Below are 26224 nucleotides of genomic sequence, written 5' to 3'. Positions count from 1 at the left end.
ATCAAGCAAAGCTCGGGCGAATTAAGCCGCGAGGCTGCGAAGGTGTGTCTGCGGTTGAAGGGGCAGTAGGATGGGTAGAGCACTTGCGAAACCCATCATGTTTCGGCGTAAACAAAAGGGCGATGGGTTTCGCTTCGCTCTACCCATCCTACGCAAATGACGATGTGGGAAGAGCCGGGCTCAATGACCGCGTTTTGGCGCTTTGTCGTCCACCACCACATCCGGCGCCATCGCCGCCCATGCACTGGACGCGAACTGCCGTCGCCAGGTCACGATCACCACCGCGGCCGTGGTCACGAACAGCACCCAAGGACTGACGAACCAGCCGAGATAGCCGAGCGCGAAGAAGAAGGCGCGCTGGCCGCGGTTGAAGTGGCGACCGGCGGATTCGAACACGCGCGTGGTGCGGATGACATGGGCCTCGGCCTCCGGCGTGTCGCGCTGCGCAGCCGGCGGCATGCCGCCGTAGAGGATCGCGACATAGTTGAACAGGCGATAGGCCCAGGCGAACTTGAAGAAGGCGTAGACGCAGATCAGCACCAGGCCGACGCATTTCAGCTCCCACATCGCCGGCGAGACGCTGAGGTCGATCGGCAGCTTGCCCAGAATGGTGATGGCGTCGTTGGTGGCGTGCAGCAGCGCCAGCGCGCCGCCGAGCGCGAACAGGCTGGTGGAGGCGAAGAAGGCGGTGCCGTTCTGGAGCGAGGCCATGATCTGCATGTCGACCATGCGCGCCTCGCGGTCGAGCAGGCGGCGGACCCAGACCTCGCGGTAGCGGTTCATCCGCGCCGACAGGCTGTCGCGGCCATAGGCGGAATGCTCGAGCGTTGCGGCATAGACCAGCCATTCGATGATAAAGAAGCCGACAGCGGTGATGTCGACCCAATGCCTGCTCATGTCTCTCTCCTCGCGAGGATCGCAACGATTGCCACGCATGATGGGTCGCGGCAACGATTGATTGGCGGCAGGCGATGGCGTTAAAAGCAGCCGCATCCTAGAGGACTTACGGAAGGACCAGTGGCATGGCAGTGCTCAAGCTCGCGATCGGCAACAAGAACTACTCGTCATGGTCGATGCGGCCCTGGCTTGCGCTGCGCGCCAACGACATCCCGTTCGTGGAGACCGTGATCCCGCTCTATACCGACAATCCCGCGGACAAGGAGCAGATCCTGTCCTTCAGCCGCGCCGGCAAGGTGCCGGTGCTGGTCGACGGCGACATCACGGTGTGGGATTCGCTCGCCATCATCGAGTACATCGCCGAGCGTTATCCGGAAGGGAAGCTGTGGCCCGATGACGTCGCGGCCCGCGCCTTTGCCCGTTCGGTGTGCGCCGAGATGCATTCCGGCTTCATGGCCTTGCGCAACGAATGCGGCATGAACCTGCACCGTCCCGTACGTCCCGTGACGCTATCGGCGGACGCCCAGGCCAACGTCGCGCGCGTGCAGGAGATCTGGCGCACGTGCCGGACCCGCTACAGTGCCGGCGGGCCCTTCCTGTTCGGCCGCTTCGGCGCGGCGGATGCGATGTATGCGCCGGTCGTGCATCGTTTCCGCACCTACGCCATCGAGGTCACGCCGGAGACCAAGGCCTACATGGACACGATGATGGCGATGCCGGCGTTCCAGGAATGGACTCGCGATGGCCTCGCCGAAACGCTTGTCATCGAAAAGTTCGAGACTGTGTAATCGCGAATGTGATTTGGGGGCCGCTTGACGGCATGCCGAAGGGCGGCGCTCAATCTCGCGAAACAATGGAGAGGGACGGCTATGGGAATTCTGGACTCGCTGGAAAACAATCCCGCGCTGCGTAGCGCGCTTGGCCAGCTCGGCGCCGCCGTCCTGCCGGCCGTGATGAACGAGGTGCTCGGCAGCAACAATCAGGGTGGCCTCAGCGCGATCGTCGCAAAGCTCCAGCAAGCGGGCTTGGGCGACCAGGTCAAATCCTGGCTCGGCAACGGCCAGAACCTGCCGATCTCGGCTGATCAGCTCCGCGCTGTGCTCGGCAACGATACCGTCCGCCAGCTCGCCGCACGCTACAACATCCCGGTCGATCAGCTCGGCGAGATCCTGGCCCAGGAGCTGCCCAAGGCCGTGGATCAGGCCAGCCCGCAGGGCCATCTGCCTCATGGCGCCTGAAGCCTCGTTCCAGCGGTAGTCCAGGCCGGCTCTGTTCCCGTTATCGTCCTGAAAAGACTTCAAAATTGGCACGTTTGCCATGCTCGGATGAGGCTGGTCAAAAACGCCGCATGCGTGCTATACAGCGGCTGGGTTTCCAGCCGGCCTCGCAGTGGGACCACGGGCGAGGCAGGCGCTGTTTGAGTGATGGAGAGGGTGTTGAAGCACAAATTCCCGATTGGAACGCGCGTATTGTTCACTGCCAGCAACGTCGCGCGCCCGGCTGCGAGTGGTTCGTACGAGGTCATTCGCCTGCTGCCGACGGAAGGCGACGACTGCCAGTACCGGATCAAGAGCTCGACCGAAGCCTTCGAACGGGTCGCCAAGGAAAGCCAGCTCGCGCTCTCGTAATGCGCTGACGGCACCATGCATTGACATCGCGGACGAATTTGCTCCGACCGCCGTCAAAAGGCCAGCTTCGCCTCGACAAGGTGCGCCGGGGGCAGTTGCCGACTCGCGGTGCTCGCTTGACCATTTGCTCTCGGCTCGCGTGAGGGGACATCGCGCATGAATTGGGCATGGGCCTCCTCGCTCGACGACATCTGGCGGGCGCCGGCTTTTCCGATGTGGATGACGCTGGCGGCTGCCGGCTTCTTCGGACTGATTCTCCTGATCACGCTCGTGCGTGCCGAAAAGTCGGTCGCCAACGGCGCGCTGACCGTCATCACGCTGCTCGCGATCGGCATCGCGGTGGCCGCCACCATGCGCATCTATGGACCGGCGGGGCAGTCCGCGCCGGGCGAAGCCCGCGCGCAGGCCGTGGCGACGGCGAACCTGCCGGCGCTGTCCTGCCTCGACGGTCTCGCCGGCGATGCTGTGCTGGCGGGCTGCGAGAAGGCGCTGTTCGGCTCGCCGGATGCTGCCGCTGCCGCCGTCTCCTACACCGCGGCGAGGATCGACCGGCTCACCGCGCTCGGCGACGCCGCATCTGCGAGCCTGACGCCGGACATGAAGGTGCTGCGCAAGGCGCTGGAGCGCGATCGCTATGGCCTCGTCGCGCAAGTGCTGGTCGTGCGTGACGGCTGCACCCAATTCGATTGTGCCGCCTTCCGCTCGCTGACGGATCAGCAGCAGGTCGCCGCCAACATGGACGCCCATCTCTACGACAGGCTGGTCGCGCGCTACGCGCCGACTTGGAACGCGCCCGCAGCGTCGCCGGCGGGGACTGCACCCCCGGGCTCGATCGCCGGGCTGCCGCCGTCGATGCCGACGGGCAAACCGACCAATGCGGAGTTCCCGAGCGCCTCGTCGACGCCGCCGGTGAGCATCATGACTCCTGAGCCGCCGACGGCGGCCACGCGCCAGTCATCGCGCGCCAATGCGGCTGCAGCACCGGCTACGGCGCCGGCGCCACGTGCCCCGGCTGCGAGCTCGGCACAGGCCGCAGCACCAGCGGCCCCGGCTGCGAAGAAGCCGCCGGCGCCGAAGGCTGCGCGCGCGCCCGCCGCAGCACCGGTTCCGCTCGCGCCGCCCCCGGGCTCGGGTCCGGCGGCTGCGGATAACAACTAGTTCGGCTTTGAAAACCTGTGGCTGGCCCGCTAATGCTGGGCCATGCCACTTCATCTGATCAAGCTTGCCGTCGGCTGCGACTCCGTCAAGGAATTGAAGGGGTGGATCGCCGAGCGGATGCAGACGGCCAAGAAAAAAGGCCTGCCGCAACACCATATCCACATCACCCGCATGGTGCCCAAGCGGGACGCCGAGATTCTCGCGGGCGGATCGCTCTATTGGGTCATCAAGGGCGAGGTCGCCGCGCGCGAAAAAATCATCGGCATCGAGCCGTTCCGCGACAAGGACGGTATCGGGCGTTGCCGGATCGTAATGCAGCCGAAAGTGATCTCGGTGTCGCCGCGGCCGATGCGCCCGTTCCAGGGCTGGCGCTATCTCACCGATGATTCCGTGCCGCCCGATCTCGGCAAGTCCGCCGCAGGCACCATCGCGGCGATGCCGGAGCCGATGCGGCGCGAGCTGCGCGATCTCGGGCTGCTCTGAGGGACGTCACTCAGGGCGACGTGACGATGTGCAGCCGTGCCACCTCGGCCGGCGGCACCACGAACGGGCGGCTGCCTTCGTCGAGACTGTCGACGATGTCGACCAGGGCGGGCTCGACGCCCATTTCAAGCAGATATTTCCGGTACTGTTCGCCAAAGATCACCGTCAGGCTCTCGCGCTGCTCGGCCGCGACGTTGGGCGCACGGCGGTTGCGGATGGAGCGGCCGGACAGCACCACCCTGGCGCCGTCGGGCAGGCTGCGATGAACGCCGCCGGCCAGCACAAGGACACACGCTAGATCGCAAGCCGGGTCCGGTACCGACACCGTGGCGTCGAGCGGGCCGCCCGGACGCTTCAGTGCGAAGCAATCGGCGTCCGATCGGCCGGCGCAGGCCTCGACCTCGGTCGCGCCTGCGGTGGCATCCAGGCCGTGTTCGCGCAGGATCCGGCCCATGCTGGTCGCCACGTTGAGGTTGGAAGCGCCCCAGCTATGGATGATCAGCGGCAGCTTGCGTCCCTGCTGACGGTCGAGGATCGCGATCAAGCGCTTCCAGCTGTCCCATTGCACGGTGCCTTCGGCGGCAATCCAGTCCGAGCAGCCCGGACCGCAGGTGCCGGCGGAGCCATGGGCGACATAGAAGATCATCGCGTCCTGCGGCGAGCCGTACAGGCCGATCGGCGGCCTCTGCTGCGCCTGCGCAGCTGTGGCGGCAATCAGCGCCAGTATGCCGCCGACGATGATGGTGCGGATCGATGACATGACCGGTCGCTTGGCTTGTTCCCTCACCACGATCATCCATACGGTTGAGGTGAGGTTCAAGATCAACCGCGGCTATCGCACCGCGATATTGTCGATCAGCCTTGTGGTGCCGAGCTTGGCCGCGACCAGAATCCGCAACGGCCCGTCCTTGCGCGAGGTGACCGGCGCCAGCGTCTCGGCATGACGGAGCTCGAACTAGTCGAGCGCAAAGCCAGCCGCCTCGATCATCTCGGCGCCGCGCGCCATTGCGCTCGCGATGGCTTCGCCGGCCTGGATCCGGCGAGCGCTGTCCTTCATGGCACGGTAGAGGGTGGTGGAGGTCTGCCGCTCCTCGGGCGAGAGGTAGACGTTGCGTGATGACATCGCGAGCCCGTCGGGCTCGCGCACCGTGCGGGAGCCGATCACCTTCACGCCAAGGTCGAGGTCGCGCGCCATCTGCGTCACCACGCGCAATTGCTGGAAGTCCTTTTCGCCGAAGATCGCGACATCAGGCCGGCATTGCGTGAACAGCTTGCCGACGACGGTGGCGACGCCGCCGAAGAAGTGCGGGCGGAAGCGGTCCTCGAGGCCGGCCAGCGCCGGTCCCTCAGGAACGACGCGCGTCGCAAAGCCCTCCGGATACATCGCCTCGACGCCGGGGTGCCAGACGATGTCGACATCCTCGGCCGCGAGCTTGGCGATGTCGGTCTTCCAGGTCCGCGGATAAGCGCCGAAATCCTCGGTCGGCGCGAACTGAGTCGGGTTGACGAAGATCGACACAACGACGCGGCTCGCGCGTCGCTTCGCCAAGCGCACCAGCGACACATGCCCGTCATGGAGTGCCCCCATGGTCGGAACCAACGCGACCGTGGCCTTTCGCTTGCGAAGATTGTCGACGGCGCGTCGCAGGGCGGGCACCGTGCGGGTGATCAAGGGGCTTCGTGACATCGGGACTCAGGGATTGTTGGGGATGGGCGCGGCCTGCCGCGCTTGCGGCTAACCTTAACAAGCGGCGGTCGTGGACGCCATGCATCGACATGCAGCACAGCGTTCCCCGCAGCGACGATGTCGCGCCCTTGTGGGCTGGATCACAGACGCGACACCGCGACACAATTCATGATGAAGACCAGCGCACTGTGATTTCGTCATCCTGTCACGCATTTCACTTGACCGCAGACGCGGCCAACTCGAAGATATTGTTTAGGGGTGTTGAGGATCGCCATGCTTGTGCAGGCTAGCCAAAGCCAATCCGGCTCGGCGCATGTCGTCGTGCTCGGCAATGAAAAAGGCGGCTCCGGCAAATCGACCACCGCCCTTCACATCGCAGTTGCGCTCCTGAAGGTCGGCCAGCGCGTCGCCACCATTGACCTCGACTGCCGCCAGCAAAGCTTCACCCGCTACATCAACAACCGCTCCGCCTGGGCGCGCCGCACCAAGCTCGACCTCGAGCTGCCGATGCATCGCTGCATCAAGCTCGGCGAGACCATGCAGGTCGCCGAGAACGAGAATTCCGAGTTCCTTCAATTCATGGAGGCGGTCTCGGCGGTCGAGAGCAGCTTCGACTTCATCGTCATCGATACGCCTGGCACCGACAGCTACCTGATGCGGCTTGCCCATTCGATGGCCGACACGCTGGTCACGCCGATCAACGACAGCTTCCTCGATTTCGACGTGCTCGGCACTGTCGACCCCGCCAATTACGCGGTGACAGGCGAAAGCCATTACGCCGAGATGGTGCGCGACGTCAGGCGCAAGCGCCGCCAGCTCGATGGCTCGACCACCGACTGGATCGTGGTGCGCAACCGCCTGTCGATGCTCGGCTCCCGTAACAAGCAACTCGTCGCCGAGGGGCTGAAGGATCTGTCGTTGCGGCTCGGCTTCCGCTACGTCGACGGCTTTGCCGAGCGCGTCGTCTATCGCGAGTTTTTTCCGCGTGGCCTGACGGCGCTCGACGAGATCGACGAGGCCACGCTCGGGATGCGGCCGAATCTCGGCCATCTCACCGCGCGGGAAGAGGTGACGAGCCTGCTCCGCCAGCTCAAGCTGCCGCTCGACGAGCGCGGCCGTCGCCGTGCGGCAAATCGCGCCGAGTGGTTCAGCCAGGTCGACAAGCCGCTCGAGGTTCACGACATCCTCGGCGCCTAGGCGGCGGTATATTGTTACTTCCTATCCGCCCCATTACGGCCGGTTCCCATCGGAACTGCGCCCGTGCGAAGTCGTTTTCATCCTGCGGTTACTGTGAAATTGAACCCCATCGTCACAAGTTGCGTCGGATGGTGACCTGCACCCTGACGTAGCGGTATCAGGACGGGTGCCCAACAAACGTGTGCGTCGCACAATGAAAGGGCTGCCAAATCACAATATTTGGCCTTCCTGTCACGCGGCTGTGACGTATATTGGGGAATAGGCGCGAGGGAGCCAAAGAGCTCCCCGAACAAACACGGTTTCGACAGGGACTTCAGGTGAGACAGGCCTGAGGCGAAGGACGAAAATGAAGCGTGGAATTGCCGTTCTGGTGTGTGTCAGTGCCCTTTGCGGCGTCGCCTATTTCACGGCGAGCAAGTGGGCCATCAGGCACGAGACCGTCACCTTCTACGACGCTTCGCGTGACAACCGTCCCGTGCCTGTCGACATCGCGATCCGTCGCGACAAGGAAATGCAAGCCAATGCCGGTATGATCACGATGCCGGTTGCAGTGATCAATCACGGCAACACCGTCAAGAACACCGAGTACGGCTTCCTCGCCAACATTTTCGCCGCGCGCGGCTATCTCGTCGTCAGCCCGCAGCATGATTTGCCGACCGATCCGCCGATGGTGACCAAGCCCGGTGAGCTCTATGTCGGCCGCCTGCCGCAGATCCTGCGCGGTGTCGCCAACATCCATCTGGCGATGCAGGAGATGAAGAAGGTTCAGCCCAACGCCGACTACGCCCGGGTGACGATGGTTGGCCATTCCATGGGTGGCGACATCACGATGTATTTCGCCAAGCAGTATCCGGACGAGGTCAAGAAGGTCGTGACGCTGGACAATCTCCGCGTGCCCTTCGTCACCGCCGGCAAGTTCAAGATCCTGTCGTTCCGCTCCAAGGATCCGCAGTTCAAGACCGATCCGGGCGTGATCCCGACCGACGAGGAGTGCGAGAAGGCCGGTATTCAGGTCGTGAAGACCGACTTCCAGCACAACGACATGCGTGACACCGGTCCGGATCAGGCCAAGAACTCGATCCAGGGCATGCTCGATAAATTCCTGAGCGACACCGACAGCGCAATCGCGCCGGTCGACACCACGTCGTCGCCGCCGAAGGTGCTCGAGCCGGGTCCCGTTGCCCTGATGTCGCCAGCCAAGAGCTGATCAGTCCGACCATCGTCGGAAACACGCTTTAAAGCCTCCGCCGGCTTCCGCCTGCGGAGGCTTTGCACATTGACCGGGCAGGGTGCGCTATCCACATTGGTGGTTCGAGACAAAGCGTGACTACGGATGCCCGGCGACCCCATTAAACCGCGCAATAGCGAGGCCGTCTCGGCGAGAGCCGAAAGCGACGGTGCGTTGCCGCAGGCAACGACCTCGACCTCGGAGGACGTCGCCGCCTTCGTCGCCAAGGCGCGAGCACTGTCGCCGCATGCGCCCGGCGCGAAGAGCCGCCTGATCTTCGCGCTGGATGCGACGATGAGCCGGCAGCCGACCTGGGACATGGCCTGCGCGCTTCAGGCCGACATGTTTCGCGAAGCGGCGGCGCTCGGCAGCTTGGACATCCGGCTCGTCTACTATCGCGGCTTCAACGAATGCCGTGCCACCGGGTGGATTTCGGACAGCAGCAAGCTTGCGACGCTGATGAGCAAGATCGATTGCCGCGGTGGCGACACCCAGATCGGCAGGGTGTTGACCGACGCGCGGCGCGAGGCGGTCGCATCGGGCGTGCGTGCCGTCGTCTTCGTCGGCGATGCCATGGAGGAGAAGGTCGACGCGCTCTGCGCCAAGGCCGGCGAGCTCGGCATGCTGAAGGTGCCGGTGTTCCTGTTTCAGGAAGGCCATGATGCAGTCGCCGAACAGGCGTTTCGCGAGATCGCGCGTCTGACCGGCGGCGCCTGGTGCCGGTTCGATCCGGGCGCGGCGGCGCAGCTGCGCGAGCTGTTGCGGGCCGCTGCAGCCTATGCCGCCGGCGGCCGCGAGGCACTGTTGAAACTGGCGAAGACGGCGAGCGGCGCGGCGCAGCTGATCGGACAGATGAAGTAGAGGGGCTCGCAAGGCGCGGTGGCCGCATGCATTTTGTATGCGAGGCGACTATATTCCCGCCATGACCCTGATTGCCGGCCTTGTCGCTGTTATCACACTTTATCTGTTGCTCCAGATGTTCCGCGCCGCCAACCCGGCCGTGCTGGCGCGCACCATCAAGGTCGGGGGCGGCGTGGTCGCGCTTGCGGTGGCCGCCTTCACGGGCTTGCGGGGCGAGCTGGCGGTGGCGATCCCGCTCGGGATATTTGGCGCCGGACTGCTCGGCTGGACGCCATTGGCGAATGCGGGCTTCGGCAATATTGGCGGCCTGTTCGGCGGTGGCGCGACGCGATCGTCCGGCCAGAGCTCGCGCGTGCGCTCACCATTTCTGGACATGCGGCTTGACCACGAGTCCGGCCAGCTCTCGGGCCAGATCGTCGCCGGCCCTCACGCCGGGCGCGGTCTCGACGAGTTCGATCTTGCAAGCCTGCTGGCGATGGTCCCGGCGTTCGACGCCGAGAGCGTGGCCTTACTTGAAAGCTATCTGGACCGCCGGTTTCCCGCTTGGCGTCAGAACGCGCAGGGCAACGCGGCAGGGGGGCAGCGCCGCACGGCGTCGAGCGGCAAAATGACGGCGGAGGAGGCCTATCAGATCCTTGGCTTGCAGCCGGGAGCGGGGCGCGACGACATCAGCCGGGCGCACAAATCCCTCATGAAGAAACTGCATCCCGACCAGGGGGGCTCGACGTACCTCGCTGCCCGTGTAAACGAGGCCAAGGATACTCTGCTTCGTACGCATAACGGCTAACTCCGGCACTACGCTACAAACGCCCGTACCGCGTGAGCTCCGCTTGCTCTGTTTGCCGTCGCCCCGATGCCCGCCATTGTCGGCGTGGTCGATCCCTTGAGTAAAGTTTTAACCGTAAATCCTTGACGAGAGGTTGTCGTGGAACAGCCTCCAGCGCCACCGCATCCCAAAAACAAAAATGCCCGCGCAAGGCGCGGGCATTTCGCTTGGACGGGTCGGGAAGATCAGTTGCGGACGGTCATGCAGGAGATGTCGGCGCGCTTCAGCGCCTTGCACACCGCTTCGGCCTGGTCCCGTTCGAGCCCGGCAAAGCGGGCGCGGTAGAGCTTGCGATTGTCCCTGGCGACAACAGGCTCAGTGAACGGATCGGCCTTGCTGAGCAGGCCGCGGGCCGAGCTGCGCGCGGCTTCAATGCGCTGCTGGGCCTCGCCCTCGCTCTCGAGCGCGCCGACCTGGACGATCCAGCCGCTATGGGTGGCGAGCGGCTTGGTGGTGGCGCTCATCTGGATCGGCTGCGGTGCCGGATCAGCGGAGGCAAGCTTCGCGACCGGAGCGGGCGCCGGGGCAGCGACGGTGGCCGCCGGCAGCACGCCGAGGATGCCGTTGCCGGTGCCGAAGCCCGCCGGCTGCTGCGGCATCTCGGTCCGGGCGGGCTCCGGCTTGTTGATAAGGTCGGCCCTGGCGACGACAGCGCCGGAGGTCTCGGCGACGTCGGTACGGGGCGAAACCGTGTTGGTGACCTGCGGCGCGACCTGGGTCGGGGCGGCGGACGCGACCTTGACCGCGCCGGCCTTGACCTGAACCGTCTTGACCCGGACCGGCTTCATCGGCTCGGACGACCCCGGAATGAGGGCGAGCGGCTGGCTCGAGATCACGCCATTGGTGAGCGGCGCGGGCTCGATCTTGGACTCCATGGGCTTGGCTTCGGGCTTGGGCTGGGCCGGCGGCATCGCGGCGGTCGCAGCTGCAAGGGCCGACAGGCGCGAGGCGGGACGCGGCGCGGGTGCCTCGGGGGCAGGGGCGGCCGCGACCTGAACCGGAGCAGCCGGACGGGCCGGGGTATCCGAAGCATCGGCCACGTCGGTGCTGGTGTCGGCACTGTTGCGCTCGGTCACCGCCACGACAGTGTGGGTGGTCGCGCCCTTCTCGAGATTTTCCGCGAGCAGATTGCGCATAATGGCGTCGCGCGAGCCGCCGCTGCGGCCGCCGAGCACCACGCCGATCAGATGGCGGTTGCCGCGGCGCATCGAGGTCACGAGATTGAAGCCGGAGGCGCGGGTGTAGCCGGTCTTGATGCCGTCCACGCCCTCTACGCTGCCGAGCAGGTGATTATGGTTGCGGATCTGCTCGCCGCGCCAGGTGAACGACGTGGTCGAGAAATAGCGATAGTAGCGCGGGAAGCGCTCCTGGATGGCGCGGCCGAGGGTGGCCTGGTCGCGCGCAGTCGTCACCTGCTCGTCGTTGGGAAGGCCGTTGGCGTTGCGGTAGACCGTCTTGGACATGCCGAGCGCGCGCGCCTTGCGCGTCATCATCGCGGCGAAATCGTCCTCGTCGCCGCCGATCGCTTCCGCGATCACAACGGCAGCGTCATTGGCGGAGCGGGTGACGAGACCCTTGATCGCGTCCTCGACGCGGATGGTCTGGCCGGCACGCAGATTGAGCTTGGTCGGATCCTGGTCGGCGGCGTGCTGCGACACCGGCATCTCGGTGTCGAGCTTCATCTTGCCGGACTCGAGACGCTCGAACAGCAAATAGAGCGTCATGATCTTGGTGAGCGAGGCGGGATGGCGAATCCCGTCGGGGCTGGTCGACTGGAGCACCGTGCCGGAATTGCCGTCGACGATGATCGACGCGAATTGCGGGCTGTAGCTTTCGGAAACGTCGCGATGCACCCGGTGGTGCGCGTAGTGGCGCCGATAGCGCCGCGCGTCGGCGGCATCGGTCGTGAAGATCACGGCTGTGGTGACCGTGAGAAGCCCGAAAACGCCAACCCGCGCCAAGCGCGAGGAAGACCAGTTGTTACGAAGCATGGAACCCCGTCCCCGTTTGTGACTTGATCACCGGCTCGTGAGGCGAAATTGTGCCCTGCGGACCCGGGATCATTACCTGCTCAGGCTGTCCCTCCGCTGGTGCTCGCCGCGGGGGACGTTGGGCCTGAGCCGCTGTTCTGGCTAAGGTGATGTTCTCAAACGGCTTTTGACCGTCTGCGGAAGGTGAACACGTCCAGGGAATCAGGGTAGGGGGCCGGAGTTTCCAAAAGCTTAAGAAATGCTTGCGGGAAAGCCCGGGAATCTCCGCAACTTGCATCGATTTTTGTGCGTCGCACAAGATTCTTGACTTTTTTGTGCGTTGCACTAATTGTGGGCAGAGTCAGGGAGCCGGGGCTTCCGGACGCGAGCCAGGGAAAAGGATTCCAAGATGTTCAAGGTTGAAGACTTTCAGAACTACGGCAAAGAGCATTTCGAGACCTGCGTTGCTTCGGCGACCTCGGTGCAGCACGGCCTCCAGGCGATCGCCAGCGCGTATGGCGACTACACCAAGAAGTCTTTTGAAGACACCAAGTCCTTCGTCGAGAAGCTTTCCGGCGTGAAGTCGCTGGACAAGGCGATGGAAGCCCAGACCGATTTCGCCCGTTCGGCCTACGAGACCTTCGTCGCGGAATCGCAGAAGATCGCCGGCCTCTACAGCGACCTCGCCAAGCAGGCATTCAAGCCGGTCGAAACGGTCGTGTCGAAGTTCACCCCGGCCGTCCAGTAATTCGCGCGACAAGTTTTGGAATCAAGAAAGCCGGGCTGGTTCAGCCCGGCTTTCTCTTTGCAAATTGTGCAGGGCTATCTCGCCAGCCGCAGCTTGCTGAGAGCAGTCCCGATTGTGTTGAACGTGGTCACGATCTGGCTCGAGCTGGTGAGCATGTAGAACTTGTCCGGACTGCTCGCGCAGTATTTCAGGATCGCCGACGTGGGATCGGCGGGCGAGCTCGTGTTCACCTGGATCGTGTAGATCGTGTACATCGGTGCGCCGCCGGAGTCCCTGGCGTTGTGCAGGTTGTCGCACAGAACCTGCTGCCTGGCGTCGATCGAACCGGGGAAGGTGCTGTTGCCGTAGGTGGTGGTCTGGCTGCTGCCATCGCCGTAGGCCGGCCAGCGGTTCTCGGTGTTCAGGCCGTCGGACAGCAGGATGATGACCCTGTTGTAGGTGGTGCCGCTGGTGCCGCTTTCCGCCGGCGCGTTCAACGGAGCGCTCTGCAAGAGCGACAGCCACCCCCAGGCCAGACCGACCACCTGATTGGTGCCGCCGGTTGGCTGCATTGCGTTGACCGCGGTCTTGAGTGCGCTCCAATTATAGCTCAGCGGGATGATCGGCTCGAGCTGGGTCGAAGCGCTGCTGCTGCAAAAGGAAGTGCTGTTCTCGTAGTATTGCTCTGCCGGGAACAAGGTGGCGACAGTGCTTGTGTTCGGCGCCGTGGACTGCGCGTCGTAGGGCTGGGTCCGATCCGTAATGCATCCGCTCCACGTCGAGTGGGAATTCGGCTGCCATGTGTGCGTATACGTTGAGCCCGATGCCACGCTGTTATAGCAGCCATTGATCAAATAGTGGTACTTGTACGAGCCACCGCCATTGGTCCCGGGGCAGATCAGCCCTTTGTTCGAGCCCGAATTCGGGATGGTACTGACCGCCGATGTGCTGCCCGGACCATTCACGCAAGTGAAGCCGTTATTTGACATCGTCCACGGGCAGTTGGAGCCCGGTCCGATGTTCGCCCAATTCGAGGGCTTGGACGACACGAGGTCCGGTGCCTCCGCTTCCCAGCTCGTCCAATCGATCCAGCTCTGCGCGTAATTGCTGGATCCAACATTCACGTCCTTGGCAAACGGGACGACCGAAATATAGACATCGCCGCTGTTCTTGCTGAGGGCGCTGAGCTGGTCGATGAGGCCGCCGGATCCGGCCACGGCGTTTCTCAGTGCCGTGATCTTGCCGTCCTGTGCCATCGATCCCGTGTTGTCGAGCACAAGCGCAACGCGCATTTTCGCGTTGCCCCAGGTGGAGGTCGAGGTGGTGTTGAAGCCGAGCGTCGGAAAGCCGGCAATCTGCATGAAATCGGAGGTGATGTAACCGGAGCCATTCAGCAGCAGGGTGGCTGCCGCACTCGTGGTCGCGGCCGTGTAGGTGGGGCTGATGTTGACGCCTTTGGCCTCGGTATCGGTATAGAGACCCGAGAAGTAGCTCAGCGCCTTCGTGCTGATGTCCGAAGTCGTGATCGTTCCTGCCGTCAAATCCTTCGACAGCATCAGCGCGGTGGAGTCGAGGGCGGCCTGCATCGACGAGCGTGCGCGGGATGCGCGAGAGTAGTCGACGGCGGCGCCGACCATGCAGAGGATCGGGAGCAGCGTGATGGCGAAAATGACGGCGATGTTGCCTTGCTCGGCGGACACAAAGCGAGCAAGCAATCGGCCGAAGCGGGAGTCGACGGGTAGGCGAAACATGACGATCCCCGAGATCTGTGGTTCTGCCCGATTTCACGCCACAGCCTTGAACGGCGGGTAAATCGGGCCGTAGAAAAACGGTGGAATCCCGCGCCAAACCGCCGCGGCCATGCCCGCGTCAGGTTCCTGGTCAACACCCTCTGAACGGACCAGTGGGAAATTTTTGGCAAATCAGTCCGGATTGGTTAACCTTGGCCCGGATCGCCCGGACCGGGAATCGGGACCGTCGCGGCCGCATTGGCTGGGCCTTCGCATGCTTGCGGCGAGCCGGGGGCGGGCCCATATTCCCAGCAACTGATCCGGCTTCGACCGGACCGGTTGGAAGCGGCGATCCAAGGCGGCGCGCTTGCGCGAGGTTCCCGGGTTCGGGACCGCGCGGCAAACCGCCATACGCTTCCGTGGGGAATTTGAACGCCTGAGCCATGCCGCAATTGACTTCCAGACTCGACCTGTCAGCGGCCGCCGCCGCCCACGCTCCTCGGATGAGCAATGATGAGAACCGTTCCGGTGGCCCGGCGGGTCCGAACACGTCCGTCATCACCAAGGTCAAGCCAAAGACCAAGCGGCCCAACCTGTATCGCGTGCTGATCCTGAACGACGACTACACGCCAATGGAGTTCGTCGTCCACGTGCTGGAGAAGTTCTTCCAGAAGGATGTCGAGGCCGCGACCAAGATCATGCTGCACGTCCATCATCACGGCATCGGCGAGTGCGGCGTGTTCACTTACGAGATTGCCGAGACCAAGGTGACTCAGGTGATGGATTTCGCCCGCAAGCACCAGCACCCGCTGCAATGCGTGATGGAAAAGAAGTAACTGCGCGTTCGCGTCCCGGGTTCTTTAGATCGGTTCTGTTCGTGCGGTGTGTGATGTCAGCGGATACCGCTGCATGATCCGGCGACAATCAGCGCCGACGCCAATCCTGCCCAAATGGGTAGTTTTGCCCAAATCGGAACGGGTTTTGCATCGACAATGCGGTGGGCGCGTAATGCCCATTGAGTCGCGGAACCGGTCTTTTGCCGCGGTCTAGTATAACTATATGTGACAAAGGTTGTTGTTGCCTGACCGGGCGATGGCGATCATGATGGTGGGGGCCATAGAGGACGCGAATGCCGACTTTTTCCCAAAGCCTTGAACAATCCCTGCATCGTGCACTGGCGATCGCCAACGAGCGTCATCACCAATACGCGACGCTCGAGCATCTCCTGCTCTCCTTGATCGATGACTCCGATGCAGCCGCCGTCATGCGTGCCTGCAGCGTCGATCTCGACAAGCTCCGCACGAGCCTCGTCAATTATCTTGAGACCGAATTCGAAAATCTGGTGACGGATGGCGCCGACGACGCCAAGCCGACCGCCGGTTTCCAGCGCGTGATCCAGCGCGCGGTGATCCATGTGCAATCCTCCGGTCGCGAAGAGGTGACCGGTGCGAACGTGTTGATCGCGATCTTCGCCGAGCGCGAAAGTCATGCCGCGTACTTCCTGCAGGAGCAGGACATGACGCGCTACGACGCCGTCAACTACATCAGCCACGGCATTGCCAAGCGGCCGGGCGTCTCCGAGGCGCGGCCGGTGCGCGGCGTCGACGAGGAGACCGAGACCAAGGGTGCCGAGGACGCCAAGAAGAAGGGCGAGGCGCTCGAGACCTATTGCGTCAACCTCAACAAGAAGGCGCGTGACGGCAAGATCGATCCGGTGATCGGACGCAATTCCGAGATCAACCGCGCGATCCAGGTGCTGTGCCGCCGCCAGAAGAACAATCCGCTGTTCGTGGGCGAGGCCGGCGTCGGCAAGACAGCGATCGCAGAGGGCTTGGCCAAGCGCATCGTCGACAGCGAGGTGCCGGAGGTGCTGGCGGCTGCGACCGTGTTCTCGCTCGACATGGGCACGCTGCTCGCGGGCACGCGCTATCGCGGCGACTTCGAGGAGCGCCTCAAGCAGGTGCTGAAGGAGCTCGAGGCACATCCCAACGCCATCCTGTTCATCGACGAGATCCACACCGTGATCGGTGCGGGCGCGACGTCGGGTGGCGCAATGGACGCATCGAACCTGCTCAAGCCTGCGTTGGCCTCGGGCACGATCCGCTGCATGGGCTCGACCACTTACAAGGAATACCGCCAGCACTTCGAGAAGGACCGCGCGCTGGTGCGGCGCTTCCAGAAGATCGACATCAACGAGCCGACGGTCGAAGACGCCATCGCCATCCTCAAGGGCCTCAAGCCCTACTTCGAAGACTATCACCGGCTGAAATACACCAATGAGGCGATCGAGGCTGCGGTGCAGCTGTCCTCGCGCTACATCCACGACCGCAAGCTGCCCGACAAGGCGATCGACGTGATCGACGAGTCCGGCGCGGCGCAGATGCTGGTCGCCGAGAACAAGCGCAAGAAGACCATCGGCATCAAGGAGATCGAGACCACGATTGCCTCGATGGCGCGGATCCCGCCGAAGAGCGTGTCGAAGGACGACGCCGAGGTGCTCAAGCATCTCGAGCAGACCCTGAAGCGAACGGTGTTCGGCCAGGACAAGGCGATCGAGTCGCTCGCCGCTTCGATCAAGCTCGCCCGCGCGGGTCTGCGCGAGCCGGAGAAGCCGATCGGCTGCTACCTGTTCTCGGGTCCGACCGGCGTCGGCAAGACCGAGGTTGCCAAGCAGCTCGCGGCGTCGCTCGGCGTCGAGTTGTTGCGCTTCGACATGTCGGAGTACATGGAGCGGCACACCGTGTCGCGCCTGATCGGCGCGCCTCCCGGCTATGTCGGCTTCGACCAGGGTGGTCTCCTGACCGACGGCGTCGACCAGCATCCGCATTGCGTGGTGCTGCTCGACGAAATCGAGAAGGCACATCCCGATCTCTACAACGTGCTGCTCCAGATCATGGATCACGGCCGGCTCACCGACCACAATGGCAAGCAGGTCAACTTCCGTAACGTGATCCTGATCATGACGACGAATGCAGGTGCTTCGGATCTCGCCAAGCAGGCGTTCGGCTTCACGCGCTCGAAGCGGGAAGGCGACGACCACGAGGCGATCAACCGGCAGTTCGCGCCGGAATTCCGCAACCGTCTCGATGCCATCGTCTCGTTCGGCCATCTCAGTGTCGAGGTGATCGGCACGGTGGTCGAGAAGTTCGTGCTTCAGCTCGAAGCGCAGCTCGGCGACCGCGACGTCACCATCGAACTGTCCGAGCCCGCCAAGATCTGGCTGGTCCAGCACGGCTATGACGAGCAGATGGGTGCGCGTCCGATGGCCCGTGTCATCCAGGAGCACATCAAGAAGCCGCTGGCTGACGAGGTGCTGTTCGGCAAGCTCAAGGGCGGCGGCCACGTCCGCGTCGTCCTGGTCAAGGACGAGGCCGACGAGACCAAGGAAAAGATCGGCTTCGAGTTCGTCGAGGGTCCGGTCACGCCGAAGCAGGAAAAGCTGCCCGCCCGCAAGCGCCCGCCGGGGAAGTCTAAGCCGGGCGGTCCCGGTCCCGGCGGCTCCAAGGGGCCGACCTCCAAGGGCCCGCTGGTCAAGGCTTGATCGCGAGCGTCATGAATTGAAAAGGCCGGCTGTTCAGCCGGCCTTTTTGTTGGCAATCACCGCAGGCAACGAGATCCGAGATGACCAACGCGCCTTCTGCAAAATCTCCGTCAGCTTCCACGATCCCCGCCGACGATCCCGGCCGCCTCCTGACGGTCGCCGATCCCGACGGCTCCGACGTGCCGCATGTCTCTGTGGCCGGCGGCACCTACACGATCCTGGTGTCAGGTGCGCAGACCGCTGGACGCTATTGCCTGGTCGACATGCTGGTACCCGCGGGCGGCGGGCCCCCACCGCACCGCCACGACTTCGAGGAAATGTTCACTCTGCTCGAAGGCGAACTTGAATTCACCTTTCGCGGAAAGTCCCATACCGTAAGTGCGGGGGCGACCGTCAACGTTCCGGCCAACGCGCCGCATGCGTTCAAGAACGTGTCCGGCAAGACGGCCCGCATGCTGTGTATGTGTACGCCCGCGGGGCAGGACGAATTCTTCCTGGCGGTCGGCTTTCCCGTCGAAAGCCGCACATCGCCACCGCCGAAGCCGACCCCGGAAGAGATGGCCGAGAAGGGCAAGTTGATCGCGGCACTGCTGCCGAAATATTGCACCGAGATGGTGAAGATGTGAGGCGCGCCGGACGCAGCGCTATTCGCCCCGCAGGCGCTGGTGGTCCTGCACGCGGACGTGCTCGGCACCGCGCGCACCCGCGGGCGATAGCCGCAGCATGCTCAGCATCGCGCCGCACATGGCAAATCCAACGCCGGTGAGAAGCGCAATCCGGGTTCCCTCGGCCGGATAGCGGCCGAGGAACAGCGCGACCAGTGCAGCTCCGGTGGTCTGGCCGAGCAGGCGCGCCGTGCCCAGCATACCGCTGGCGCCGCCGGAGCGCTCGCGCGGGGCGGCGGCGATCATGGTGCGGTTGTTGGGCGTCTGGAACAGGCCGAAGCCGGCGCCTGCCAGCGCCATCCGCCAGACCACGTCGAGCGGTGTCGGGCTCGCGGGCAGGAAGGCGAGCATGGCGAGGCCACAGGCGAACAGTGTCAGCCCGATGCCGCCGAGCAGGCCGGCGGGATAGTGCTCGACCAGGCGGCCGGCCAGCGGAGCCGCGAACGCCACCGCGATCGGCCACGGCGTGATCAAGAGGCCCATATGGACGGCCGAGTAGCCGAACCGGCTCTGAAGGTAGAAGGGGATCGCGACGAAGGCCAGCATCTGCCCGCAGAACGAGGCGATCGAGGTCGCAATCGAGAGCCCGAACACCGGGATGCGCAACAGGTCGACCGGCAGCAGTGGCGACTTCATGTGCATCTCGCGATAAATGAGCAACGCGCCGGCGACGATCGCGATGGCGAACTGGACAAGGCAGGTGATCGGCGCCTCGCCGTGGCCGACGCTGTCGATCGCGGCGATGCCGACGCCGAAGGTGATCGCAGAGAGCCCCGCGCTCTGCCAGTCGAAGGAATGGCTCGCGGGCGTCGTATGCGGCAGGCTGCGCAGGCCGAGTACGAGCGTAATCACGCCGAGCGGAACGTTGATGGCGAACAACCAGGGCCAGCTGCCGATTGCGAGGATGCCGGCGGCGAGCGTCGGTCCGACCGCGGCGGAGAAGGCGACGACGAGCGCGTTGAGCCCGATGCCGCGGCCGAGCAGGTTACGCGGATAGGTAAAGCGAACCAGCGCCGAGTTGACGCTCATGATGCCGGCCGCGCCAAACCCCTGGATGATGCGCGCGATCGTCAGCAACGGCAGCGTGTGCGCCAGCGCGCAGAAAGCGGATGCGAGCGTGAACAGCACCAGCCCGACCAGATAGACGCGGCGATAGCCGACGATCTCGCCGAGCGACGCCAGCGGCAGCAGCGAGATCGTGATGGCGAGCTGGTAGCCGTTGACGATCCAGATCGAGAAGGCGGGGCTCGCGTTCAGATCAGCTGCGATCGTCGGCAGCGCGACATTGGCGATGGCGCTGTCGACGACGGCCATGGTGATGCCGAGCGCAATGGTCAGGATCGCCTGATTGCGCTGGGGCTGTGGCAGGCCGTCGGCATGCTCGATCGGGACGGACGACATGGTGGAGGCGTGCTTGATTCGAGCCGTGATGATCCCCGGATTAGGAAATTGCGCTGTCCATCGCAACCCGGCAGGACACGGACGGTTCCTGAGCCGGAAGCAGGTCTCCCGGCGCCACAGGCATGGATCGGCTCGCCCTTCGCACGCTCACCAGCGCGAGGTCGCCTTGCCGAAGATGTAGAGCGCGACAAGCCCGAGCGTCACCGCCGTGGAGACGACAATGGCGGTGCGATCCCAATCAATCCGCGCCCGCTCGGCGCGGTTGAGATTGAGGGCCGTGAGCAGGGCCTTCATGGCAAATCGGCGCATCGGGCTGCCTCGTAAGGCCGCACGATGCCACGATCCATATGGGGCGGATTGATGCAGCTCAAATCAGGCCAGCCCTTACGGGTAAGCCAGCTACACCGGCGGCGGATTGCGGTCGGAGAAGGTCCCTCGCTGGTGCCAGTACGGATAGGGCAACGTCACCTTGCTGGCCGCGTCCAGCTTCGCGATCTGGTCCTTGGTCAGGGACCATCCGACCGCGCCAAGGTTTTCACGCAGCTGTGTTTCGTTGCGGGCGCCGATGATCAGCGTCGAAACGGTCGGGCGTTGCAGCAGCCAGTTCAGCGCGATCTGGGAGACGCTCTTGCCCGTCTCCTTTGCGACCTCGTCGATGGCCTCGACGACGCGATAGACGTGCTCGTCCGGTACGGGCGGCCCGAAATCGGCGGTCTGGGGCAGGCGGCTCACTTCAGGCTTCGGCTGGCCGCGGCGGATCTTTCCGGTGAGGCGGCCCCATCCGAGTGGCGACCAGACCACGGCGCCAAGCCCCTGATCGAGACCGAGCGGCATCAGCTCCCACTCATAGTCGCGCCCGATCAGCGAATAGTAGGTCTGGTTGGCGACGTAGCGCGGGAAGCCGTGCTTGTCGGCAACGCCGAGCGACTTCATCAGATGCCAGCCCGAGAAATTCGAGACGCCGACATAGCGGATCTTGCCGGCGCGCACGAGGACGTCGAGGGTGCTCAGGACCTCTTCGGGCGGGGTCATGGCATCGAAGCCATGGAGCTGGAACAGGTCGATGTAATCGGTGCCGAGCCGGCTCAGTGCGCCGTCGATGGCCGCGAGCAGATGCTGGCGTGACGAGCCGATGTCGTTGGGGCCGTCGCCGAAGCGGAACGTGGCCTTGGTCGAGACCAGCACCTTGTCGCGGCGGCCCTTGATGGCTTCCCCGAGGACGCGCTCGGATTCACCGAGCGAATAGACGTCGGCGGTGTCGAACATCGACACGCCGGCCTCGAGACAAATGTCCAAGAGGCGCCGCGCTTCCGTGGCGTCGGTCGTCCCCCATGCCGCGAGACGGCCGACGCCGCCGAACGTGCCCGTGCCAAGGCTCAAAGCGGGGACCATGAGGCCGGATCGGCCCAAGCGTCGGTATTCCATCGAACTGCTCCTCGTGGCCGCTGATTGATTGACGCGGCCTTGGAGACAGATCGTAATGCAAGCATGCGCGTTGTCCTACGACGCGCTCACATAGCGGCTCTGCTTTGCAGGGTCCGCAGGCGTCACGCCACGCTTGTCGCCTGCAGATTCGCGGCCGGGATCTTCGCCCGCAGCCAGTTTTCGAATGCGCCGACGTGGCTGCGGCCTTTGGCTTCAGCGGACCGCACGAGATAATAGGAGACCGTCTCGACCTCGAATTTGGGCTGGCAGAAGGGCGCGACCAGCGTGCCCTTCTCGAGTTCGTCGGCAGCGAGGATCTCGCTCTCCAGGACGACGCCGAGACCTTCGACGGCGGCGTCGATGGCCATGGTGGATCGGTCGAACCACAATTCGTGGCGCGCCTTGATGGTCGAGCCCAAGACCTGTCGCAGATAGTCGGTCCAGGTCAGGGCATTTGAGGAATGGATCAACGTGGCGCGGGCGAGATCACCGGGGTCGCGGAGCGCGAGCTGTTCGATCAGCCGCGGGCTGCAGAGCGGGCGCAGACGCTCCGCCAGCAACGGTTCGATCTGCCGGCCGTTGCCGACGGGAGGACGGCCATAGGCGATGGCGAGATCGAACCGAATGGTTTCGAGGTCGCGCAAGTCGGTGATGGTCGACAGCCTGATCCCGATCTCCGGGTGCTGGCCGATGAAATGTCCGATCCGTGGCTGCAGCCATTTGGCGGCGAAGCTCGGACCGCTCGCGATGAAGAGGTGTTCGCGCTGCGACTGCGGCGCGACCAGCTGCGTCGCTCCCATGATCGTTCCGAATGCGCGCTCGATCTCGCTGGCATAGGTGCGGCCCGCATTGGTGAGGACTGCGCGGCCGGCGTGCCGGGAAAAGACGGGAACGCCGAGGAAGTCCTCGAGCTTCTGGATGTGATGGCTGATCGCGGAGGGTGTGACCCCGAGCTCCTCGGCGGCCCGGCTGAAGCTGCCGTGGCGCGAGGCCGCTTCGAACGCCGACAGCGCCTTGAGCGGAGGCATTCGCGGCCGCTGCGTTGAGCCCGCTTCATCGGCTGCTGAGTTTTTTGAACTGGCGCCCATCATGTCCGCTCGGTACGAATGTCCACGTTGCTCAGGCAAGTCTCGTACCGCAGGCGCCCTGAAGCAACAGCTTCGTACCCCAAAACCGACCCGACAACGGCGAGCACACCGCCGCAACGCACGTCCGTGCGACGGATGCCGCTTGCCCGAGGAGAATCCATGACTTCTGCGCTGAAACAGGCCGCCGACGAGTTCCTGGTCCGATACGGCGGAGACGTCTTTCCGAACCTCTTCACCTCGGCGAAGGGGACGATCGTGACCGACAGTGACGGGCGCGACTATCTCGATTTCACCTCCGGCCAGATGTGCGCCACCATCGGCCACAACCATCCGGCCATCGTCGCGGCGGTGGAAAGAGCAGGGAAGAAGGCCTTCCATCTCTTCAGCGGGATGATACCCGAGGTGGTCGCCGAGCTTGCTCAGGTGCTGGCCACGGATTGGCTCCCGGGAGATATCAGGCGCTCGATCTTCATCAACACCGGTTCGGAAGCGACCGAAGTCGCGCTCCGGATGGCCAAGATGTACACCGGCGGCTACGAGGTGCTCGTCCTTGGCGGCTCGTGGCACGGCATCACCGGCGGGGCCGCCGCGGTCTCTATGGCCAGCGACCGCAAGGGATATGGCGTCCCGCCGCCAGGCGTGTTCGTCATCCCCGAGCCGAACGCCTATCGGCCCTACATCGCAAAGGGCAGCGAGGACGAGTCCGCGCTCGCAAATCTGGAGCTCGCCCTGAAAATGTTCGACATGCAGTCGAGCGGGCGGGGTGCGGCGATCATCGCGGAGCCCGTGATCAGCGCCGGCGGCGTGCTGGTACCGCCGAAGGCGTTCATGAAGGCGCTGCGCAAGGCGGCCGATGAGCGCGGCATGCTGCTGATCTTTGACGAGGCCCAGACTGCCTTTGGGCGCATCGGCAAAAAAACAGGATCGGAATATTTCGGTGTCGTTCCCGACATCATGACCATGTCGAAGACACTCGGCGGAGGGCTTCCGCTTGCGGCGGTGTCCACAACCGAGGCGATCGAGAGCAAGCTCCACGACGATCACTTCACTTATTACACAAGCCATGTCTCCGATCCCCTGCTTGCCGAGGTCGGGCTCGCCGTGCTGCGCGTGATCACTGAAGAAAAACTCGTCGCACGCGCAAACGAGATGGGCGCCTACCTGCGCGGCCGGTTCGAAGGGCTCCAGCAGAAGTACGAGCAGATCGGCGACATCAGGGGCATGGGCCTCCTGCTCGGTGTCGAACTGGTCAGTGACCGTAACAGCCGGCGCCCAGCCCACCAGCTTGGCGGCCTGACGACGAAAAAGTGTTTTGAGTACGGGCTGAGCATGAACATCCGACGTCGCCCCGAGCGCGGGTCGGTGTGGCGAATCGCGCCGCCTCTGACCGTCTCGACCGAGGAAATCGACCACGCTGTTGAAATCCTGGATCGGGCCTTGAGGGAAAGTCTCGACGAGCTGTCGCGAAACCCCGCTGCCTAGCAAACTTGTCGGAGGCTGACATGATCCGCAAATCTTTGCCGACACTCGCCATCGCCGCCGTATCGTTCGCACTGCTCGATATTCCGGCCGCGCGGGCAGCCAGCCAGACACTCGACAAGATCAGGGAGGTCGGCAAGATCACCTTCGGTTACCGCGAGGCGTCGATTCCGTTCGCTTATCTCGGGGTCGATCAGAAGCCGACCGGACTTTCGCTCGACCTCTGTTCGACGGTGGCGGACAAGATCAAAGCTGTATTACAGCGGCCCGAACTCGGGATCGAATACGTTCCGGTGAATGCATCCAATCGTATTCCCTTGCTGCAGAACAGCACGATCGACGTCGAGTGCGGCAGCACGACCAATACCGCCGATCGGCAGAAGCAGGTCGCGTTCTCCGTTGCGACCTATGTGGCATCGCCGCGCTGGCTGGTGTCCGCCTCGTCGCAGGTGATGGAGCCGAAAGGACTTGACGGGCAGACGGTCGTCATCACGCAGGGCTCGCTGAATTTCGGGGTCGCCAAGAAGATCATCGACGACCAGAAGCTGAATGTCACGATCGTCCAGGCCAAGGACCACGCCGAGTCGCTCCTCATGCTTGGAACGGGCCGCGCGATGGCGTGGTTTGAGGACGATATCCTGGTTGCCGGCCTTGTCGCGAACGCATCCGATCCCAAAGCTTTCCGGATGTTGGCAGCCACCTATGCGCCATCCTACTACGGGCTGATGACCCGGAGAGACGACCCGGAGTTCAAGGCCCTCGTCGACGCCGCAATCAAGGAGAAGATGGCGTCCGGCGGGTTCGAACGGCTCTACGCAAAATGGTTCGAATCGCCGATCCCGCCAAAAGGACAGAACCTCCAGCTTCCTATGAGCGATGCCATGAAGGCGCGTGTTGTCTCGCCCAGCGACGCGCTGTTGCCCTAGTCGTGCAAGTGCATGTCATCGAGTGCGGCATCGACGATGCGCGAGCCCGCCAAGCTGGCCGGTGGCTGCGCCTCCAGCCGCGTTGTGGGTGATGAAATGCAAGCGACTTCCGGGTCGCGCGCCTGCCGCGGCAGGAGCGTCAAGCCCCAGCCCACCAGGACCAGCACGGCGAGACGGATCGCGATCATGCCCAGCAGCAGCTCGGATCCGCTTATCGTCGCGTGAGTCCTCATACATGCGAGCCTGATGCAGACTGCACGACCTGACAATCTGGAATTGGCGAGCATTGCCTTCGCCTGAGGCGATGGCTCGCAATGATGGCTGACCAGAATGGATCTCAGTGCCGCAACTGACTCTGCCTGTAGTCGCGTGGCGACATCCCGAAATGCTCGCGGAAGACGCGGCCGAAATGCGAGAGATCGTTGAAGCCCCAGGCAAACGCAATCTCGCTGATGTGGCGCTGGGCGAGCACGGGCGAGGCGAGGTCGCGCTTGCACTGGGCGAGACGCTCGGCAAGCACATGGCGCTGGAACGAGGTGTCCTCGTCGGCGAGGAGATCGTTGACGTAGCGCGAGGAGATGCCGAGCGCGGCGGCGGTCTCGGTCAGCGAGAGGTCGGGGTCGGCGAGGCGTGTGCGGATATGCGCCTTGAGCCGGTAGAGCAGGGCGGAGCGATGGGTCGAGGACGGCAGCGACGTCCCGCCGAGCCGTTCGCTCAGCGCCATGGCGAGCAGGTCGACGGCCTGCTCGGACAGGGCGGCGGCGCTGTTGGGCGCGAGCCGGTCGGCGCTCTGGCAGAGGCGGAAGATGAAATCATAGGCGAGCCGCTCGAGCGGTACATCGGCCCCGAATGTGATCGCGGTGAGCGTCTCGGTGCGGCCGAGCCGGCGCTGCAACATCTCGCGGGGCACCTTGAAGATGGTCTGGGAGAACGTGTCCTTGAACTTCAGCTCGTAGGGACGCGTGGTGTCGTAGAGCGCGAACTCGCCGGGATGGATCACGGTCTCCCGGCCATCCTGCACCACGCCGCCGTCGCCGCGATGGCCGAGCGCAACGAGAACATAATCCTGATCCGAGCGCGCGATGCGCGAGGGCGTGCGGAAAACGTGCTGACGGTCCGAGCAGACCTCGGAGCAAACGGCCTTGCCCAGCGCGACTTGCGTGACCGAGCCATGAAAGGCGCTGCCGAGGTCCGACTTGCAGTCGAGCCCGACGAAGACGTCGCAGACGATGTCCTGCCAGAGGGCGAGCCGGCGATAGCCGGGGCTGCCGTCTGTCGTGAACTGGATTGGCATCTCACAGGCCTCC

Annotated in this window: 25 protein-coding genes and 1 pseudogene; 15 read left to right on the top strand and 11 right to left on the bottom strand. The window is 64.3% G+C overall.

What is annotated here, in order from left to right:
• Nucleotides 1-180: 180 nt before the first annotated feature.
• Nucleotides 181-897 carry a DUF599 domain-containing protein gene (locus tag FXB40_RS20385; RefSeq protein ID WP_148773941.1) on the bottom strand — a complete coding sequence of 239 codons (717 nt, stop codon included), beginning with the start codon at nucleotides 895-897 and terminating at the stop codon, nucleotides 181-183.
• Nucleotides 898-1022: 125 nt separating this feature from the next.
• On the opposite strand from FXB40_RS20385, the gene FXB40_RS20380 reads away from it, so the two are divergent.
• From FXB40_RS20380 to FXB40_RS20360, 5 genes are all read left to right on the top strand, one after another.
• On the top strand, nucleotides 1023-1685 hold the full coding sequence (locus FXB40_RS20380; protein ID WP_148773940.1) for a glutathione S-transferase family protein: 663 nt from the start codon (nucleotides 1023-1025) through the stop codon (nucleotides 1683-1685).
• 81 nt (nucleotides 1686-1766) lie between these two features.
• On the top strand, nucleotides 1767-2135 hold the full coding sequence (locus FXB40_RS20375; protein WP_187437001.1) for a YidB family protein: 369 nt from the start codon (nucleotides 1767-1769) through the stop codon (nucleotides 2133-2135).
• A gap of 186 nt (nucleotides 2136-2321) precedes the next feature.
• Nucleotides 2322-2525: a hypothetical protein gene (locus FXB40_RS20370; RefSeq protein WP_148773938.1), complete on the top strand. Its 204-nt coding sequence runs from the start codon at nucleotides 2322-2324 to the stop codon at nucleotides 2523-2525.
• A 156-nt stretch (nucleotides 2526-2681) separates the two neighbouring features.
• Nucleotides 2682-3683, top strand: coding sequence for a hypothetical protein (locus tag FXB40_RS20365; protein ID WP_148773937.1), 1002 nt, complete (start codon nucleotides 2682-2684; stop codon nucleotides 3681-3683).
• Nucleotides 3684-3725: 42 nt separating this feature from the next.
• A complete protein-coding gene (locus tag FXB40_RS20360; protein ID WP_148773936.1) occupies nucleotides 3726-4166 on the top strand; it encodes a DUF1489 family protein in 441 nt (146 codons plus the stop codon).
• Between the two features lie 10 nt (nucleotides 4167-4176).
• On the opposite strand, the gene FXB40_RS20355 is transcribed toward FXB40_RS20360, so the two are convergent.
• Nucleotides 4177-4926: a hypothetical protein gene (locus tag FXB40_RS20355; protein ID WP_148773935.1), complete on the bottom strand. Its 750-nt coding sequence runs from the start codon at nucleotides 4924-4926 to the stop codon at nucleotides 4177-4179.
• A 72-nt stretch (nucleotides 4927-4998) separates the two neighbouring features.
• Nucleotides 4999-5853, bottom strand: a pseudogene (gene panC / locus FXB40_RS20350) (pantoate--beta-alanine ligase).
• 273 nt (nucleotides 5854-6126) lie between these two features.
• Here panC and FXB40_RS20345 point away from each other — a divergent pair.
• From FXB40_RS20345 to FXB40_RS20330, 4 genes are all read left to right on the top strand, one after another.
• The gene (locus tag FXB40_RS20345) at nucleotides 6127-7050 is read left to right on the top strand and encodes a division plane positioning ATPase MipZ (RefSeq protein ID WP_148773934.1); all 924 of its coding nucleotides are present in this window, start codon (nucleotides 6127-6129) and stop codon (nucleotides 7048-7050) included.
• Nucleotides 7051-7396: 346 nt separating this feature from the next.
• Nucleotides 7397-8257 (top strand): alpha/beta fold hydrolase, encoded by an 861-nt coding sequence (locus FXB40_RS20340; RefSeq protein ID WP_148773933.1) that lies wholly within the window; start codon nucleotides 7397-7399, stop codon nucleotides 8255-8257.
• 126 nt (nucleotides 8258-8383) lie between these two features.
• Nucleotides 8384-9139 (top strand): VWA domain-containing protein, encoded by a 756-nt coding sequence (locus FXB40_RS20335; RefSeq protein ID WP_148773932.1) that lies wholly within the window; start codon nucleotides 8384-8386, stop codon nucleotides 9137-9139.
• Nucleotides 9140-9200: 61 nt separating this feature from the next.
• Nucleotides 9201-9926: a DnaJ domain-containing protein gene (locus FXB40_RS20330; protein ID WP_148773931.1), complete on the top strand. Its 726-nt coding sequence runs from the start codon at nucleotides 9201-9203 to the stop codon at nucleotides 9924-9926.
• 224 nt (nucleotides 9927-10150) lie between these two features.
• On the opposite strand, the gene FXB40_RS20325 is transcribed toward FXB40_RS20330, so the two are convergent.
• A complete protein-coding gene (locus FXB40_RS20325) occupies nucleotides 10151-11956 on the bottom strand; it encodes a D-alanyl-D-alanine carboxypeptidase (protein ID WP_148773930.1) in 1806 nt (601 codons plus the stop codon).
• A 388-nt stretch (nucleotides 11957-12344) separates the two neighbouring features.
• On the opposite strand from FXB40_RS20325, the gene FXB40_RS20320 reads away from it, so the two are divergent.
• A complete protein-coding gene (locus FXB40_RS20320; RefSeq protein WP_148773929.1) occupies nucleotides 12345-12683 on the top strand; it encodes a phasin family protein in 339 nt (112 codons plus the stop codon).
• Between the two features lie 74 nt (nucleotides 12684-12757).
• Here FXB40_RS20320 and FXB40_RS20315 read toward each other — a convergent pair whose 3' ends face one another.
• The gene (locus FXB40_RS20315) at nucleotides 12758-14413 is read right to left on the bottom strand and encodes a pilus assembly protein (protein WP_148773928.1); all 1656 of its coding nucleotides are present in this window, start codon (nucleotides 14411-14413) and stop codon (nucleotides 12758-12760) included.
• A gap of 482 nt (nucleotides 14414-14895) precedes the next feature.
• Here FXB40_RS20315 and clpS point away from each other — a divergent pair, with 482 nt between their 5' ends.
• The 3 genes from clpS (at nucleotide 14896) to FXB40_RS20300 (ending at nucleotide 18559) form a co-directional block, all read left to right on the top strand.
• On the top strand, nucleotides 14896-15228 hold the full coding sequence (gene clpS / locus FXB40_RS20310; RefSeq protein ID WP_027530069.1) for an ATP-dependent Clp protease adapter ClpS: 333 nt from the start codon (nucleotides 14896-14898) through the stop codon (nucleotides 15226-15228).
• A gap of 293 nt (nucleotides 15229-15521) precedes the next feature.
• Complete coding sequence (gene clpA / locus FXB40_RS20305; RefSeq protein WP_148773926.1) at nucleotides 15522-17933, top strand: ATP-dependent Clp protease ATP-binding subunit ClpA; 2412 nt, start codon at nucleotides 15522-15524, stop codon at nucleotides 17931-17933.
• Nucleotides 17934-18013: 80 nt separating this feature from the next.
• Nucleotides 18014-18559: a cupin domain-containing protein gene (locus tag FXB40_RS20300; RefSeq protein WP_148773925.1), complete on the top strand. Its 546-nt coding sequence runs from the start codon at nucleotides 18014-18016 to the stop codon at nucleotides 18557-18559.
• 18 nt (nucleotides 18560-18577) lie between these two features.
• Here the strand turns inward: FXB40_RS20300 and FXB40_RS20295 are convergent, their stop codons facing one another.
• From FXB40_RS20295 to FXB40_RS20285, 4 genes are all read right to left on the bottom strand, one after another.
• Nucleotides 18578-19999 carry an MFS transporter gene (locus tag FXB40_RS20295; RefSeq protein WP_148773924.1) on the bottom strand — a complete coding sequence of 474 codons (1422 nt, stop codon included), beginning with the start codon at nucleotides 19997-19999 and terminating at the stop codon, nucleotides 18578-18580.
• Between the two features lie 147 nt (nucleotides 20000-20146).
• A complete protein-coding gene (locus FXB40_RS47990; protein WP_187437000.1) occupies nucleotides 20147-20308 on the bottom strand; it encodes a hypothetical protein in 162 nt (53 codons plus the stop codon).
• A gap of 90 nt (nucleotides 20309-20398) precedes the next feature.
• The gene (locus FXB40_RS20290) at nucleotides 20399-21424 is read right to left on the bottom strand and encodes an aldo/keto reductase (RefSeq protein ID WP_148773923.1); all 1026 of its coding nucleotides are present in this window, start codon (nucleotides 21422-21424) and stop codon (nucleotides 20399-20401) included.
• 122 nt (nucleotides 21425-21546) lie between these two features.
• Nucleotides 21547-22452 carry a LysR substrate-binding domain-containing protein gene (locus FXB40_RS20285; RefSeq protein WP_148773922.1) on the bottom strand — a complete coding sequence of 302 codons (906 nt, stop codon included), beginning with the start codon at nucleotides 22450-22452 and terminating at the stop codon, nucleotides 21547-21549.
• Nucleotides 22453-22671: 219 nt separating this feature from the next.
• On the opposite strand from FXB40_RS20285, the gene FXB40_RS20280 reads away from it, so the two are divergent.
• Together FXB40_RS20280 and FXB40_RS20275 are read left to right on the top strand one after the other, a co-directional pair.
• The gene (locus FXB40_RS20280; RefSeq protein ID WP_148773921.1) at nucleotides 22672-23994 is read left to right on the top strand and encodes an aspartate aminotransferase family protein; all 1323 of its coding nucleotides are present in this window, start codon (nucleotides 22672-22674) and stop codon (nucleotides 23992-23994) included.
• A 20-nt stretch (nucleotides 23995-24014) separates the two neighbouring features.
• Nucleotides 24015-24917 carry an amino acid ABC transporter substrate-binding protein gene (locus FXB40_RS20275; protein ID WP_148773920.1) on the top strand — a complete coding sequence of 301 codons (903 nt, stop codon included), beginning with the start codon at nucleotides 24015-24017 and terminating at the stop codon, nucleotides 24915-24917.
• On the opposite strand, the gene FXB40_RS20270 is transcribed toward FXB40_RS20275, so the two are convergent.
• Together FXB40_RS20270 and FXB40_RS20265 are read right to left on the bottom strand one after the other, a co-directional pair.
• Entirely contained in the window at nucleotides 24914-25150 is a 237-nt protein-coding gene (locus tag FXB40_RS20270; protein ID WP_148773919.1) for a hypothetical protein, read from the bottom strand. The genes FXB40_RS20275 and FXB40_RS20270 overlap by 4 nt on opposite strands.
• A 104-nt stretch (nucleotides 25151-25254) precedes the next feature.
• Nucleotides 25255-26211, bottom strand: a complete 957-nt coding sequence (locus tag FXB40_RS20265) for an AraC-like ligand-binding domain-containing protein (protein ID WP_148773918.1) — start codon at nucleotides 26209-26211, stop codon at nucleotides 25255-25257.
• Nucleotides 26212-26224: the final 13 nt, after the last annotated feature.

Source organism: Bradyrhizobium rifense (assembly GCF_008123425.1).
GTDB lineage: Bacteria > Pseudomonadota > Alphaproteobacteria > Rhizobiales > Xanthobacteraceae > Bradyrhizobium > Bradyrhizobium rifense.
This window is presented reverse-complemented; position numbering and strand designations above follow the sequence as displayed.

Bases quoted from the DNA above. Each gene is read 5' to 3' on its own strand.
- FXB40_RS20385 (WP_148773941.1), bottom strand. From the start codon at position 897: ATGAGCAGGCATTGGGTCGACATCACCGCTGTCGGCTTCTTTATCATC.
- FXB40_RS20380 (WP_148773940.1), top strand. From the start codon at position 1,023: ATGGCAGTGCTCAAGCTCGCGATCGGCAACAAGAACTACTCGTCATGG.
- FXB40_RS20375 (WP_187437001.1), top strand. From the start codon at position 1,767: ATGGGAATTCTGGACTCGCTGGAAAACAATCCCGCGCTGCGTAGCGCG.
- FXB40_RS20370 (WP_148773938.1), top strand. From the start codon at position 2,322: ATGGAGAGGGTGTTGAAGCACAAATTCCCGATTGGAACGCGCGTATTG.
- FXB40_RS20365 (WP_148773937.1), top strand. From the start codon at position 2,682: ATGAATTGGGCATGGGCCTCCTCGCTCGACGACATCTGGCGGGCGCCG.
- FXB40_RS20360 (WP_148773936.1), top strand. From the start codon at position 3,726: ATGCCACTTCATCTGATCAAGCTTGCCGTCGGCTGCGACTCCGTCAAG.
- FXB40_RS20355 (WP_148773935.1), bottom strand. From the start codon at position 4,926: ATGTCATCGATCCGCACCATCATCGTCGGCGGCATACTGGCGCTGATT.
- FXB40_RS20345 (WP_148773934.1), top strand. From the start codon at position 6,127: ATGCTTGTGCAGGCTAGCCAAAGCCAATCCGGCTCGGCGCATGTCGTC.
- FXB40_RS20340 (WP_148773933.1), top strand. From the start codon at position 7,397: ATGAAGCGTGGAATTGCCGTTCTGGTGTGTGTCAGTGCCCTTTGCGGC.
- FXB40_RS20335 (WP_148773932.1), top strand. From the start codon at position 8,384: ATGCCCGGCGACCCCATTAAACCGCGCAATAGCGAGGCCGTCTCGGCG.
- FXB40_RS20330 (WP_148773931.1), top strand. From the start codon at position 9,201: ATGACCCTGATTGCCGGCCTTGTCGCTGTTATCACACTTTATCTGTTG.
- FXB40_RS20325 (WP_148773930.1), bottom strand. From the start codon at position 11,956: ATGCTTCGTAACAACTGGTCTTCCTCGCGCTTGGCGCGGGTTGGCGTT.
- FXB40_RS20320 (WP_148773929.1), top strand. From the start codon at position 12,345: ATGTTCAAGGTTGAAGACTTTCAGAACTACGGCAAAGAGCATTTCGAG.
- FXB40_RS20315 (WP_148773928.1), bottom strand. From the start codon at position 14,413: ATGTTTCGCCTACCCGTCGACTCCCGCTTCGGCCGATTGCTTGCTCGC.
- clpS (WP_027530069.1), top strand. From the start codon at position 14,896: ATGAGCAATGATGAGAACCGTTCCGGTGGCCCGGCGGGTCCGAACACG.
- clpA (WP_148773926.1), top strand. From the start codon at position 15,522: ATGCCGACTTTTTCCCAAAGCCTTGAACAATCCCTGCATCGTGCACTG.
- FXB40_RS20300 (WP_148773925.1), top strand. From the start codon at position 18,014: ATGACCAACGCGCCTTCTGCAAAATCTCCGTCAGCTTCCACGATCCCC.
- FXB40_RS20295 (WP_148773924.1), bottom strand. From the start codon at position 19,999: ATGTCGTCCGTCCCGATCGAGCATGCCGACGGCCTGCCACAGCCCCAG.
- FXB40_RS47990 (WP_187437000.1), bottom strand. From the start codon at position 20,308: ATGCGCCGATTTGCCATGAAGGCCCTGCTCACGGCCCTCAATCTCAAC.
- FXB40_RS20290 (WP_148773923.1), bottom strand. From the start codon at position 21,424: ATGGAATACCGACGCTTGGGCCGATCCGGCCTCATGGTCCCCGCTTTG.
- FXB40_RS20285 (WP_148773922.1), bottom strand. From the start codon at position 22,452: ATGCCTCCGCTCAAGGCGCTGTCGGCGTTCGAAGCGGCCTCGCGCCAC.
- FXB40_RS20280 (WP_148773921.1), top strand. From the start codon at position 22,672: ATGACTTCTGCGCTGAAACAGGCCGCCGACGAGTTCCTGGTCCGATAC.
- FXB40_RS20275 (WP_148773920.1), top strand. From the start codon at position 24,015: ATGATCCGCAAATCTTTGCCGACACTCGCCATCGCCGCCGTATCGTTC.
- FXB40_RS20270 (WP_148773919.1), bottom strand. From the start codon at position 25,150: ATGAGGACTCACGCGACGATAAGCGGATCCGAGCTGCTGCTGGGCATG.
- FXB40_RS20265 (WP_148773918.1), bottom strand. From the start codon at position 26,211: ATGCCAATCCAGTTCACGACAGACGGCAGCCCCGGCTATCGCCGGCTC.